This window comes from Streptomyces sp. NPDC031365 (assembly GCF_055569765.1).
The window spans coordinates 17,459-29,495 of the sequence record NZ_JBVIIM010000016.1; the positions used below are offsets into that span (position 1 = coordinate 17,459).

Below are 12,037 nucleotides of genomic sequence, written 5' to 3' on the forward strand. Positions count from 1 at the left end.
TCCTGGGTTTTGAGGGGGAGAGCAACCCCCCGGCGAACCAGAAGTGAGCCGCGCGAGACGCCAAGAGGGAACCACCAGAGGCGCCCCTCCCCCCGGGGGAACCGCCCCCCTCCGGCGTGAGAAGCCTCAGAACTTGTTGCGCGGGGTGATCCCCAGGGACATGCCCGACAGGCCCCGCTGCCGGCCGCCCAGCTTGCCGGCGATCGAGCGGAGTGCCGAGCCCGCCGGGGAGTCCGGGTCGGACAGCACCACGGGCATGCCCTCGTCGCCGCCCTCGCGCAGCCGGACGTCGATCGGGATGGCGCCGAGCACCGGAACGTTCGTACCGGTGGTGCGGGTCAGGCCGTCGGCGACCGACTGGCCGCCGCCCGTGCCGAAGACGTCGACCATCTCGTCGCAGTGCGGGCACGGCAGCCCGGACATGTTCTCTACCACGCCGACGATCTTCTGATGCGTCTGTACGGCGATGGACCCCGCCCGCTCGGCCACCTCGGCCGCCGCCTGCTGGGGCGTGGTGACGACCAGGATCTCGGCGTTCGGCACCAGCTGGGCCACGGAGATCGCGATGTCACCGGTGCCGGGCGGCAGGTCGAGCAGCAGCACGTCCAGGTCGCCCCAGTACACGTCCGCGAGGAACTGCTGGAGCGCGCGGTGCAGCATCGGCCCGCGCCACACCACCGGCGCGTTGCCCGGGGTGAACATGCCGATCGAGATGACCTTCACGCCGTGCGCCGACGGTGGCATGATCATGTTCTCGACCTGGGTGGGACGCCCGTCCGCACCCAGCATGCGCGGCACCGAGTGGCCGTAGATGTCGGCGTCCACGACACCGACCTTCAGCCCGTCGGCCGCCATCGCCGCCGCCAGGTTCACCGTCACCGACGACTTGCCGACGCCGCCCTTGCCGGACGCGACCGCGTACACCCGGGTCAGGCTGCCCGGCTTGGCGAAGGGCACCTCCCGCTCGGTCTGACCGCCGCGCAGGGCGCTCGCCAGCTCCTTGCGCTGCTCGTCGCTCATGACGTCCAGCGTCACGTCGACCCGGGTGACACCGTCGAGCGCGAGGACCGCGTCCGTCACGCGCTGCGTGATGGTGTCCCGCATGGGGCAGCCGGAGACCGTCAGGTACACGGTGACCGCAACCGCCCCGTCCGCGCCGATCTCCACCGATTTGACCATGCCGAGTTCGGTGATGGGCCGGTTGATCTCGGGGTCGTTCACCGTCGCCAGTGCTTCACGCACCGCGTCTTCCGTAGCCATAAGGACGATGGTACGGCGCCGGGTACACCAGCCGGTAAGTACATCAGCGGTCGTCTGCGTCACGTCCCGGCGGCCGTTCCGCCCGCATCGCCGGAAACGGGCCGTGCTGGTCCTTGTGTCCGTTCTGTCGTCCCTCCAGGTCCTTGACCATGTCCTGGAGCTCCGAGCGGATCCAGTCCCGCGTGGCCACCTCCCCGAGCCCGATCCGCAGCGCCGCGATCTCCCTGGTCAGATACTCGGTGTCCGCGATCGACCGCTCGTTCTGCTTGCGGTCCTGCTCCAGATTGACCCGGTCGCGGTCGTCCTGCCTGTTCTGCGCGAGCAGGATCAGTGGGGCCGCGTAGGAGGCCTGGAGGGACAGGACCAGGGTCAGGAAGATGAACGGGTACTCGTCGAACCGCAGCTCCTTCGGCGCGGACACGTTCCACAGCACCCACAGGATGATGACGAACGTCATCCAGACGATGAACCGCCCGGTGCCCAGGAACCGCGCGACGCTCTCCGAGAGCCGCCCGAAGGCCTCCGGGTCCCACTCGGGCAGGATCCGGCGCCGTGGAGGGCGCGGCTGGTCCAGACGGGGCGTACGCGGCCGTCCGGCCGCCGTGGCGCCCGCCGGCAGCCGCTCGCGTACGCCGTCGCGCTCAGCCGGCATCGGGCACCACCTCCTCGTCGAGGTGGAACTCGGTCTCCCGCCAGTCGCCGGGGAGCATGTGGTCCAGTACGTCGTCCACCGTCACCGCGCCCAGCAGCGACCCCGACTCGTCGACCACGGGCGCCGCCACCATGTCGTACGCGGCGAAGAACCCGGCGACCACGGGCAGCGCCGCGTCCGGATCCAGGGGCTGCAGATCGGCGTCCAGAATCGAGCCGACCAGCGTGTACGGGGGATCGCGCAGCAGCCGCTGGAAGTGCACCGTGCCCAGGTACTTGCCGGTGGGCGTCTCCTCGGGCGGGCGGCAGACGTAGACCTGCGCGGCGTGCGCGGGGGAGAGGTCGGGTTCGCGGATCCGGGCGAGGGCGTCCGCGACGGTCGCGTCGGGCCGCAGCACGATCGGCTCGGTCGTCATCAGACCGCCCGCCGTGTGCTCCTCGTACGACATCAGGCGCCGCATGTCGGCCGCGTCCGCGGGCTTCATCAGGCTCAGCAGCCGCTCCTTGTCCTCCTCGGGCAGCTCGCCGAGCAGGTCGGCGGCGTCGTCGGGGTCCATGGCCTCCAGGACGTCGGCGGCGCGCTCCTCCTTCAGCTTGCCGAGGATCTCGATCTGGTCGTCCTCCGGCAGTTCCTCCAGTACGTCGGCGAGCCGGTCGTCGTCGAGGGCCGCGGCCACCTCCGCCCGCCGTTTGGGGGAGAGGTGGTGCAGGACGTTGGCGAGGTCGGCGGGGCGCAACTGCTCGAAGGTGGCGAGCAGGTTCTCGGCGCCCTGCGCGTGCTCCTCCAGGGAGAAGCCGGTGACCGCGGACCACTCGACGGTCAGCGCCTCCCCCTTGCCGCGCCGGAAGGCCCCGCCCTTCTTCCCCTTGCGCACGAAGACCCGGTCGATCTCCCACTCGCGGCGGGCCGGCAGCTGATGCACCGACAGGTCGAGGACGGTGACCTCCTCGCCGCTGTCCACCAGCGTCACCCGCCGGTCGAGGAGTTCACCGAAGACGAGTCGCTCGGTGGGCCGCTGCTCGAAGCGCCGCACGTTGAGTACCCCGGTGGTGATGACCTGGCCGGACTGGACGGCGGTCACTCGGGTCATGGGCAGGAAGATACGGCGGCGTGTGGAGAGTTCGACCACCAGGCCGAGCAGTCTCGGCGGACGCCGGCCGGGCCGCAGGATGACGACCAGATCGCGCACGCGCCCCACCTGGTCGCCGGCCGGGTCGAAGACGGCGACACCGGAGACGTGTGAGACGAAGAACCGGGGGGCGCCCGCTGCCATGGCGGCGGCTCCTTTGCGTGCGGGGTCTTTCGTTGGCGTGTACTGCCTGCTGCGTTTGTTCTCCGGATTGCCCGCTCGGGTGGGCTTCAGGCTAGCCCGTCCCGATCGGCCGTGCGCTCAGGGCCGGTCCGGACGGACTGGCTCCGCCCGGGCCGGTGGGCCCCGGTACCCTGCGGTACGCCGTTCAGGTCCCCCGTCAGAGAGGCAGCGCACCTGTGATTCCGATCTCCCAGGGCCGTTCCCGCAGGGCCACGCTGGCCGGCGCCGTATGCGCCCTGCTCGTGACGGGGGCGGCGCTCACGGGATGTTCCGAGGATCCGAACGAGGGCACCAACGGTGTCGGCCGGCTGCCCGCCGACCAGATCCAGAGCAGAGCGCAGAAGGCCGCCGAGTCGGTCGGCACGGTGCGGTTGCACGGGACCGTCGTCACCAGCGGACGCACGTACACGCTCGACATGCGGCTGAAGGAGAAGGGCGGCATCGGCTCGGTCACCACGAAGGGGGAGACGTTTCGCCTCCTGCGGATCGACGACGAGCTCTATCTGAAGGCCGACGCCGAGTTCTGGGGGAAGGGGGCCGCCGGGGGCGAGGGCAAGGGTGACGGCGGCGACGGCCAGAACGACGGCAAGAACGACGGCAAGGCGGACGCTGCGGCGGCCGACAAACTCGCCTCGAAGTATGTGAAGGTCCCGCAGGGCGATCCGTCGTACAAGAAGTTCATCGGCTTCACTGATAAGAGTGTGCTGCTTGATGGCCTGCTGACCCTGCATGGCGAGCTGGCCACCGACGGCCACCACGAGCAGTCGGGCGTGCGCACCATCCGCGTCACCGGAGACAAGGGCTCCGGAGGCACCCTGGACGTCTCGCTCGAGGGCAAGCCCTATCCCGTGCGCCTGGTGCGGGCCGGAAAGGCGGGCACCCTCACCTTCTCGGCCTGGGGCACCGACTTCCCCCTGGAGAAGCCGGCCAAGGACGACACCCTGGACTACGGCAAGCAGCTCCCGACGTCCTAGCTAGCGCTGTCGCCGCTTCTTCCCCAGCAGCAGCCGGGGCAGTCCCGCCGGGGCCGGCTGCCGGGTCGTCACCGGGGTCGGCAGCGGGGCCTCGGCCAGGGAGCCGTCGGGGAGGGACGACGTCGCCCCCGTGGGCTCCAGCCGCAGCACCCGGCACTCGCGGGCCCAGCGTTCGGGCATCGCCTCACCGTCGGGTGCGTTGAGCCGCTTGCCCTTGAGCTCGGCGACCGTCGCCGTCCACGCCTCGGAGCCCGGCGCCTGCTCCACGACCGTCGCGGTCCACGAGACCAGGCGGCCGCCCTTGTCCTTGCTGCGCACCGTCACCTCGGCCGGTCCGCCGTCGGTGAGTCCCGGCAGCGGCTGCTCCCCCGGCCCGTCGCCGATCACGCACGCGGCGCCCTCGTGCCACACGTGCCACAGCACGCGGGCCGGCACGCCGGGACCCCTGACCCAGATGAGGCCGGACTTCTTCGTGGCCTCCTCGATGAGGGCCCGGTCGAGCAGCTCGCTTGTCATGGGGTCAGCCTATCCACGGGCTCCCCGCCCGTTCAGAGCCGGCCGTTGCGCTTCAGAGCCAGCCGTTGCGCTTCAGCGTGCGGTGGATGCCCAGACAGATGGCCACCGTGACACTGAGGATCATCGGGTAGCCGTACTTCCAGTGGGTCTCCGGCATGTAGTCGAAGTTCATCCCGTACACCCCGCACACCATCGTCGGTACGGCGATGATCGCGGCCCACGAGGTGATCTTCCGCATGTCCTCGTTCTGCGCCACGGAGGCCTGGGCGAGGTTGGCCTGGAGGATGGAGTTCAGCAGTTCGTCGAAGCCGATGACCTGCTCCTGCACCCGTGCCACGTGGTCGGCGACGTCCCGGAAGTACTTCTGGATCTCCGGGTCGATCAGCCGCATCGGGCGCTCGCTCAGCAACTGCATCGGCCGCAGCAGCGGCGCCACGGCACGCTTGAACTCCAGTACCTCGCGCTTGAGTTGATAGATCTCCCCGGCGTCCGTACCGCGTGGGGTGCCCTTGCGGCCCGGCGAGAACACCTTGGTCTCGACCTCGTCGATGTCGTCCTGCACCGCGTCGGCGACGGCGATGTAGCCGTCCACCACGTGGTCGGCGATGGCGTGCAGCACGGCCGAGGGGCCTTTGGCCAGCAGTTCGGCGTCGTCCTGCAGGCGATGCCTGAGGGCCCGCAGGGAGCCCTGGCCGCCGTGCCGGACGGTGATGAAGAAGTCCCGGCCGGTGAAGCACATCACCTCACCGGTCTCGACGACCTCGCTGCTGGAGGAGAGCCGCTCGTGGTCGAGGTAGTGGACGGTCTTGAAGACCGTGAACAGCGAGTCGTCGTAGCGCTCCAGCTTGGGCCGCTGATGGGCCTGGACCGCGTCCTCCACGGCCAGCGGGTGCAGTCCGAACTCCCGGGCGATGCCGGCGAATTCGGCCTCGTTCGGCTCGTGCAGGCCGATCCACACGAAGCCCCCGTCGCGGCGCACCAGCCGCATCGCCTCGTGGGGGGTGAGCTGGCCGGCCTCCAGGCGGCGTCCGTCACGGTAGACGGCGCAGTCGACGACGGCGGTGGTCGTCGCGGGGTCGCGGGTGGGGTCGTACGGGCCGCTCTCCTTGCGCAGCGAGACACGGGAGGAGGGACGGACCACGGCGCGCAGGTCGCGGATCATCGACATGGCGGGCTCCTTCGCGGGCAGGCAACGAAAGGCGCCGGAACGACGGGTGGAACAACCCGGAATGAGGACGTCCTGGACTGCGGATGTTTGGCACGTCCACAAAGCGGGGAGCACCGCACCGTCGCGGTGGCGAGCTTCGTCGCTGATTCAGCTACTGGGGCAGATCAGGCGGAACGAAACGAAGTGCTCTTCCGATGAAGACGCGCGCGGGGGACAAGGCGGCAGCCGGACAGGGAGCAGCTACATCAGCGGGCGGAAGAGCGGGTGATACTGCACGGTCGACTTCGGTCCATGCCAGCCCCACCTCCTCCGGCCGGTCCCTCGTGAGGGACGATCCACCATCCCCTGGGGGATTTCCCCGTCCATGGGGAGAGTCGTACAGGCGTTCGGGGCTTGATCGGGACGCCTCGGCGTGCTGCCCGAACCACCGGCCAAGCGTATCAGCCGACTGCCGTGTCAAGGCTCTGCTTTGCCCGGTACTGGCGAGTTCTATGCTCGCCGCATGGCTGATGTTCTTCCTCTGGTCGAGGCCCGGCTGCGCACGGCACTGGGCGAACCGGACGCGCGCGCGGCGGTCACCTTCCTGGGCGCGGACCGCATCGAGGTGCTGCGCTTCCACGAGGGCGACATCGTGCGCTACGCCACCCTCGGCATGTCCGCGCAGCCCATGACCGACCCCGCGGCCGTGATCGCGGACCCGGTCGAGGGGCCGCGCGTCGAGCTGGTGCTGTCCGTGCGGGCCGGTGTCGCGGACACCGGCAAGGTGCTCCGCCCGCTCGCCGTGCTGGCCGCGTCCCCGCAGGTCGAGGGTGTGGTCGTGGCTCCCGGCGCCTCGCTCGACGTGGGCGAACCGCTGTGGCCCGGCGCGCCCTTCACCTCGGTGCTGGTCGCCGAGCCGGGCGGTCTGGTGGAGGACCTGGAACTCGACGAGCCCCTGAATCCCGTACGGTTCCTGCCGCTGCTGCCGATGACCCCGAACGAGGCCGCCTGGAAGCGGGTGCACGGCGCCCAGGCCCTCCAGGAACGCTGGCTGAACCAGGGCACGGACCTGCGGGATCCGTCCCGGAAATCAGTGCCGCTGGAGTGAGCAGGGTCACCAACGACCGTCGGATGACGCTCACTTGGTGATGAAGGCGACCCCGTCCCGCGTGGCCTGCCGAGGGGCCGCCGACGCGCCGGTACCGCCGTGGACGGGTGCGGTCGTCGCCGGACCGCGGGGTGCGTGCGCGGCGGGTGAGCCGGTCCGTTGGCGGGACGCGGGCGGCTTTCCGGCGGCCGGTTCCGTCCGGACGGGTGATCGTCCTTGACGTGGCGCGGCAGAGCTAGGACCGTGGGGCTCTATGAGGGGCGAACCCAGTTGCCCGAAGTGCGGTGGCCGGGTCAGGGCTCCCGGCCTCTTCTCGGATGCCTGGCAGTGCGCTGTGCACGGCACCGTGCACCCGCTGCAGCCCGTGATACCGCCGAGCGTCGAAGCCCTCGACGTCGTCGTGCACCGCACGAAGGTGCCGGTGTGGATGCCGTGGCCGCTCCCGGTGGGCTGGCTGTTCACGGGTGTGGCCTGCGCGGGCGACGACCGCAGCGGGGGCCGGGCGACCGCCGTCGCGTGCACCGGCCCCGGACCGCTCGGCGGCATGGGTGAGCTGATCCTGGTCGCCGAGGAGCTCGGCGTCGGCCTCGGCGCGCGGTACGCGGGCATCGACGGCCCGGACCCGGGACCATACATGAACGTCGAGAAGCCACCGCAGGCCAAGGTGCTGGCCGCCGGCCGCCCGACCCCGCTCTGGCACGTCTCCAAGACGCCCCACGACCGCGCCGTGTTCGCGGGCGAGGCGCTCGGCATGTGGCTGTGGGCGGTGGCGTGGCCGGAGCAGTCCGGGCTGCTGATGTACGACGAGCTGGTCCTCACCGACCTGCGGGACGCCGGGGCCGAGGTGGAGCTGGTGCCCTGCGGGGCGCTGTCACCGCGACTGCTGGAGGCCTAGCCGGACGGCCGGAGGGGGTCGGTAGGGGGCGCACGGCGCGTTGGGGTGTGACAGGGGACGGTGAAAATCCGGTTATCCTGGAGCGTCCCCGTCCGTCCGTCACCGCTTGGAGTACCGCGTCGTGCGTATCGACCTGCACACCCACTCCACCGCGTCCGACGGTACGGACACGCCGGCCGATCTGGTCCGCAAGGCTGCCGCCGCCGGTCTCGACGTCGTCGCGCTGACCGACCACGACACCACCCGCGGGCACGCCGAGGCGCTCTCCGTGCTGCCGACGGGACTCACCCTGGTCGCCGGCGCCGAACTCTCCTGCCGGCTCGACGGTATCGGCATGCACATGCTTGCCTACCTCTTCGACCCCGAGGAGCCCGCGCTGCTGGCCGAGCGCGAGCTCGTCCGGGACGACCGGGTGCCCCGGGCCAAGGGCATGATCGCCAAGCTGAACGCGCTCGGTGTGCCGGTCACCTGGGAGCAGGTGGCGCGGATCGCCGGCGACGGCTCGGTGGGACGCCCGCACGTGGCCTCCGCGCTCGTCGAACTCGGCGTCGTGCCGTCCGTGAACGACGCCTTCACCCAGGAGTGGCTGGCCGACGGCGGCCGCGCGTACACGGACAAGCACGAGACCGACCCCTTCGCGGCCCTGCGGCTGGTCAAGGACGCGGGCGGGGTCGCCGTCTTCGCGCATCCGGCCGCGAGCAAGCGGGGCCGGACCGTACCGGAGTCCGCGATCGCCGCGCTGGCCGAGGCCGGCCTCGACGGCATCGAGGTCGACCACATGGACCACGACCCCGACACCCGGGCGCGGCTGCGCGGGTTGGCGAAGGACCTGGGACTCCTGGTCACCGGGTCCAGCGACTACCACGGCAGCCGCAAGAGCTGCGTCCTCGGCGAGTTCACGACGGACCCCGAGGTCTACGGCGAGATCACCCGCCGCGCGACCGGGGCGTTCCCTGTGCCGGGGGCCGGCGGGGTCTGAGCCCCGCATCCTGCGAACGACCCGCATCCGTACGTCCGCGGACCACTGTGTGTGCGCACAGCGCCGTGTGTGCGTGCAACGCGGCGTACGTGCGCGCACCACCGCGTACGCGTGCCTACCACGGGGCGTGCGCGCGTACCGCTGCGTACGTCCTTGTGCGCCCCCGCACCTCCCTCACCGGTTCTTCAGCAAGGCAGTCATGCTCGACGTCGCCGTTTTCGGCTCTCTCTTCCTGACCCTCTTCGTCATCATGGATCCTCCCGGGATCACTCCGATCTTCCTCGCCCTGACCGCGGGCCGGCCCGCCAAGGTGCAGAAGCGGATGGCCTTCCAGGCCGTCTGTGTGGCCGGTGGTGTGATCACCGTGTTCGGCCTGCTCAGCCACCAGATCCTCGCCTACCTGCATGTGTCGGTGCCCGCGCTGATGATCGCGGGCGGGCTGCTGCTCCTGCTGATCGCGCTCGACCTGCTCACCGGCAAGACCGACGAGCCGCAGCAGACCAAGGACGTCAACGTCGCCCTGGTCCCGCTGGGCATGCCGCTGCTGGCGGGGCCCGGTGCGATCGTGTCGGTCATCCTGGCCGTGCAGAAGGCCGACGGTGTCACCGGGCAGGTCTCGGTGTGGTCGGCGATCCTCGCCATCCATGTCGTGCTGTGGCTGGTGATGCGCTACTCACTGCTGATCATCCGAGTCATCAGGGACGGCGGGGTGGTCCTGGTGACACGCCTGGCGGGCATGATGCTCTCCGCGATCGCCGTGCAGCAGATCATCAACGGCGTCACCCAGGTGATCCGGGGCGGCTGACCACGGCGCCCTCACGGATGTGCTGAGCCCCCGTACCGATGGCGGTACGGGGGCTCCGGAGCCTGCGTACGAGGTCCCGGCCCGTGTGGCCGGCGTCCCCGCGAGACGAGCGTTATGAGGCCGGTGTGTCGGCCGGGCGGATCCACAGGCGCTGTCCGATGGCGGCGGCCTGCTGCACGATGCGGTTGACGGAGGCGGCGTCTACGACGGTCGAGTCCACGGGGGTGCCGTCGATGTCGTCGAGTCGCATGATTTCGAAGCGCATAGGGCTTCTCCCTTCGTCTGGTCATCCTCCTGAAGGAGAACTACTCGGTGGGCGGCCCACGGGCCAGTCGAGCCCGTGTTCCTCGACAGGGTTCAACGGGTTGCGTGGTGCAAACATTCCCTATGCTAAAGAAAATTTTCGCTCGACTAAATACTGACGAGTAAGGGTTTTCGAAGTAGACCGATCGGGACCGGTTGTGTTCGTAGCGTGACCACCGGGACAATGGAAGTGATGAACGACGACCTCGCGGCTCTGCACGCCCGTATCGACCGCACGAATGAGCTGCTCCAGCGCATGCTCGCCGAGGTGGCGAAGACGCCCTCCACCCACGCGATCTTCGTCGATGCCGGATACCTGTACGCCGCCGCGGGGCGGCTCGTGGCCGGGACGGAGGACCGCCGGGCCTTCGACCTCGACGCCGAGGGACTCATCGACGCGCTCATCGACCGGGCCCGCACCATCTTCGCCGACAGCAGGCTGCTGCGCGTCTACTGGTACGACGGGGCCCGGCGCCGCATCCACACCGCGGAGCAGCAGACCATCGCCGAACTTCCCGACGTCAAGGTCCGCCTCGGCAACCTCAACGCCAACAACCAGCAAAAGGGCGTCGACTCCCTGATCCGCACCGATCTGGAGTCACTGGCCCGGCACCGCGCCATCAGTGACGCGGCCCTGCTCGGCGGCGACGAGGATCTCGTCTCGGCGGTCGAGGCGGCACAGGGGTACGGCGCGAGGGTCCACCTCTGGGGCATCGAGGCGCCCGAGGGCCGCAATCAGGCCGAGCCGCTGCTCTGGGAGGTCGACAGCCAGCGCACCCTCGACCTGGACTTCTTCAAGCCGTACGTCTCCCGGCGCACCGCACCGGCGTACGAGGGCACCGCGGGCCGGCCCACCCGTGAGAACGTCCGGTTCGTCGGCGCGCAGATCGCCGCGAAATGGCTGGCCGCACGCGGCCGGGAACCGATGGTGGAACTGCTCCCCGGCCATCCCTATCTGCCCGGCTCCGTGGACCAGGACCTGCTGGTGGAGGCGGAGGGCCTTCTCCAGTACTCCCTGCGCGGCCAGGCGGACCTGCGGCGCTCCCTGCGCGACGGCTTCTGGGACCATCTGCAGGCGCAGTACTGACAGACGGGTGCCTCCGGAACGCGGGCGTTTTCCGGCAGGTGGTGTTCCGGGGCCGGGCGTCACCGGCAGGTGGTGTCCCCCCGGGGGCGCGGTTCGTCCCAGAAGTCGGCGAGGGCACGGGCGGTCGGCACGGGCCGGTCGACGGCTGGTGAGTGCTCGGCCCCGTCGATGACGGTGCGGTGTGCTCCCAGCCGCCGGGCCATCTCGTCGAGGTCCGGCACCGGCCAGGTGTCATCGTGCTCGCCCGACAGGACGTGGAACGGCAGCGGGACAACGGCCAGTTCGGCGACCCGGTCCGGTTCGACACACAACTGGCGGCCCGTGGCGATCAGTTGCGCGGGCTGTGTGCTCAACCAGCGGCTTCGCAGCCGCTCCTGACCGCCGAGACCGCGGGCCGGTCCGCCCACCTCCTCGGGTGGGCCCATGGCCAGGATCGCCTCCCAGCACTCCGCCATCGACATCACCGCGAGCGCGTCCCGCAGCAACGTCACCCGCTGCTCCTGGGAGACGGAGATGCGTGCGGGCCCGGAGGATATGAGGGTGAGCGAGCGGAAGGGGGAGTGGTCGAGGATGACGGCGGCACGGGCGATCTGACCGCCGAGCGAGTGGCCGACCAGATGCACCGGCGTACCGAGCGCCGCCGCCTGCGCGAGTACGTCCCGAGCCAACTCGTCCAGGAGGTAGGCGGATTCGTCGTCGGCGGGACCGTCCGACTCGTACTGCCCCCGTCCGTCCACGGCGACCGTGTGATACCCGCGCGCCGCGAGCGGCTCGTGCACCAGCGTGAAGTCCTCCTTGCTGCCGGTGTACCCGGGCAGCAGCAACACCGTCCCTCTCACCGCGACTCCGGCGGCCGGTGGCACCTCCACGACGGCGAACCGACCGCGAGTGGTGCGGAGTCGGCGGGTGTGGGCGCCGAGGGGCAGGGCGGGGGCGGAGTCGCTGGTCACGTGGGTGAGGGTAGCGGGTGCGGACACGCCGACGGCCCGGCCCCACGGG

Annotated in this window: 13 protein-coding genes; 6 read left to right on the top strand and 7 right to left on the bottom strand. The window is 70.5% G+C overall.

Going from position 1 to position 12,037, the window contains the following annotated elements; all coding sequences use genetic code 11:
* Positions 1 to 126: 126 nt before the first annotated feature.
* From ACZ5C2_RS22895 to ACZ5C2_RS22905, 3 genes are read right to left on the bottom strand one after another with little or no spacing between them, the layout of a single operon-like run.
* Positions 127 to 1,260 carry an Mrp/NBP35 family ATP-binding protein gene (locus tag ACZ5C2_RS22895; protein WP_468793906.1) on the bottom strand — a complete coding sequence of 378 codons (1,134 nt, stop codon included), beginning with the start codon at positions 1,258 to 1,260 and terminating at the stop codon, positions 127 to 129.
* A 43-nt stretch (positions 1,261 to 1,303) separates the two neighbouring features.
* A complete protein-coding gene (locus tag ACZ5C2_RS22900; protein ID WP_468793909.1) occupies positions 1,304 to 1,912 on the bottom strand; it encodes a DUF1003 domain-containing protein in 609 nt (202 codons plus the stop codon).
* Positions 1,902 to 3,185: a magnesium transporter MgtE N-terminal domain-containing protein gene (locus ACZ5C2_RS22905; protein WP_468793912.1), complete on the bottom strand. Its 1,284-nt coding sequence runs from the start codon at positions 3,183 to 3,185 to the stop codon at positions 1,902 to 1,904. Before ACZ5C2_RS22905 ends, ACZ5C2_RS22900 begins: the two co-directional genes overlap by 11 nt.
* A gap of 215 nt (positions 3,186 to 3,400) precedes the next feature.
* On the opposite strand from ACZ5C2_RS22905, the gene ACZ5C2_RS22910 reads away from it, so the two are divergent.
* Positions 3,401 to 4,198 (top strand): hypothetical protein, encoded by a 798-nt coding sequence (locus ACZ5C2_RS22910; protein WP_468793915.1) that lies wholly within the window; start codon positions 3,401 to 3,403, stop codon positions 4,196 to 4,198.
* Here ACZ5C2_RS22910 and ACZ5C2_RS22915 read toward each other — a convergent pair whose 3' ends face one another.
* Complete coding sequence (locus ACZ5C2_RS22915) at positions 4,199 to 4,714, bottom strand: hypothetical protein (protein WP_468793918.1); 516 nt, start codon at positions 4,712 to 4,714, stop codon at positions 4,199 to 4,201.
* 52 nt (positions 4,715 to 4,766) lie between these two features.
* On the bottom strand, positions 4,767 to 5,882 hold the full coding sequence (locus tag ACZ5C2_RS22920) for a magnesium and cobalt transport protein CorA (protein WP_468793921.1): 1,116 nt from the start codon (positions 5,880 to 5,882) through the stop codon (positions 4,767 to 4,769).
* A 502-nt stretch (positions 5,883 to 6,384) separates the two neighbouring features.
* Between ACZ5C2_RS22920 and ACZ5C2_RS22925 the strand changes: the two genes are divergently transcribed.
* The 4 genes from ACZ5C2_RS22925 to ACZ5C2_RS22940 all read left to right on the top strand — a co-directional run bounded on the left by ACZ5C2_RS22925 (position 6,385) and on the right by ACZ5C2_RS22940 (position 9,648).
* Positions 6,385 to 6,969 (top strand): suppressor of fused domain protein, encoded by a 585-nt coding sequence (locus ACZ5C2_RS22925; RefSeq protein ID WP_468793924.1) that lies wholly within the window; start codon positions 6,385 to 6,387, stop codon positions 6,967 to 6,969.
* Between the two features lie 253 nt (positions 6,970 to 7,222).
* Positions 7,223 to 7,864 carry a DUF6758 family protein gene (locus tag ACZ5C2_RS22930; protein WP_468793927.1) on the top strand — a complete coding sequence of 214 codons (642 nt, stop codon included), beginning with the start codon at positions 7,223 to 7,225 and terminating at the stop codon, positions 7,862 to 7,864.
* Between the two features lie 121 nt (positions 7,865 to 7,985).
* Complete coding sequence (locus ACZ5C2_RS22935; protein WP_468793930.1) at positions 7,986 to 8,843, top strand: PHP domain-containing protein; 858 nt, start codon at positions 7,986 to 7,988, stop codon at positions 8,841 to 8,843.
* Between the two features lie 199 nt (positions 8,844 to 9,042).
* Positions 9,043 to 9,648, top strand: coding sequence for a MarC family protein (locus tag ACZ5C2_RS22940; RefSeq protein ID WP_468793933.1), 606 nt, complete (start codon positions 9,043 to 9,045; stop codon positions 9,646 to 9,648).
* A 112-nt stretch (positions 9,649 to 9,760) separates the two neighbouring features.
* Here ACZ5C2_RS22940 and ACZ5C2_RS22945 read toward each other — a convergent pair whose 3' ends face one another.
* Positions 9,761 to 9,913, bottom strand: coding sequence for a hypothetical protein (locus tag ACZ5C2_RS22945; protein ID WP_468793936.1), 153 nt, complete (start codon positions 9,911 to 9,913; stop codon positions 9,761 to 9,763).
* Between the two features lie 231 nt (positions 9,914 to 10,144).
* Between ACZ5C2_RS22945 and ACZ5C2_RS22950 the strand changes: the two genes are divergently transcribed.
* Positions 10,145 to 11,038, top strand: coding sequence for an NYN domain-containing protein (locus ACZ5C2_RS22950; protein ID WP_468793939.1), 894 nt, complete (start codon positions 10,145 to 10,147; stop codon positions 11,036 to 11,038).
* 59 nt (positions 11,039 to 11,097) lie between these two features.
* Here ACZ5C2_RS22950 and ACZ5C2_RS22955 read toward each other — a convergent pair whose 3' ends face one another.
* The gene (locus tag ACZ5C2_RS22955; RefSeq protein ID WP_468793942.1) at positions 11,098 to 11,988 is read right to left on the bottom strand and encodes an alpha/beta fold hydrolase; all 891 of its coding nucleotides are present in this window, start codon (positions 11,986 to 11,988) and stop codon (positions 11,098 to 11,100) included.
* Positions 11,989 to 12,037 lie beyond the last annotated feature (49 nt).

What these genes read in the sequence shown, in the direction of transcription:
- ACZ5C2_RS22895 (WP_468793906.1), bottom strand. Translation starts at nt 1,260, where the DNA reads ATGGCTACGGAAGACGCGGTGCGTGAAGCACTGGCGACGGTGAACGAC.
- ACZ5C2_RS22900 (WP_468793909.1), bottom strand. Translation starts at nt 1,912, where the DNA reads ATGCCGGCTGAGCGCGACGGCGTACGCGAGCGGCTGCCGGCGGGCGCC.
- ACZ5C2_RS22905 (WP_468793912.1), bottom strand. Translation starts at nt 3,185, where the DNA reads ATGGCAGCGGGCGCCCCCCGGTTCTTCGTCTCACACGTCTCCGGTGTC.
- ACZ5C2_RS22915 (WP_468793918.1), bottom strand. Translation starts at nt 4,714, where the DNA reads ATGACAAGCGAGCTGCTCGACCGGGCCCTCATCGAGGAGGCCACGAAG.
- ACZ5C2_RS22920 (WP_468793921.1), bottom strand. Translation starts at nt 5,882, where the DNA reads ATGTCGATGATCCGCGACCTGCGCGCCGTGGTCCGTCCCTCCTCCCGT.
- ACZ5C2_RS22925 (WP_468793924.1), top strand. Translation starts at nt 6,385, where the DNA reads ATGGCTGATGTTCTTCCTCTGGTCGAGGCCCGGCTGCGCACGGCACTG.
- ACZ5C2_RS22930 (WP_468793927.1), top strand. Translation starts at nt 7,223, where the DNA reads ATGAGGGGCGAACCCAGTTGCCCGAAGTGCGGTGGCCGGGTCAGGGCT.
- ACZ5C2_RS22940 (WP_468793933.1), top strand. Translation starts at nt 9,043, where the DNA reads ATGCTCGACGTCGCCGTTTTCGGCTCTCTCTTCCTGACCCTCTTCGTC.
- ACZ5C2_RS22945 (WP_468793936.1), bottom strand. Translation starts at nt 9,913, where the DNA reads ATGCGCTTCGAAATCATGCGACTCGACGACATCGACGGCACCCCCGTG.
- ACZ5C2_RS22950 (WP_468793939.1), top strand. Translation starts at nt 10,145, where the DNA reads ATGAACGACGACCTCGCGGCTCTGCACGCCCGTATCGACCGCACGAAT.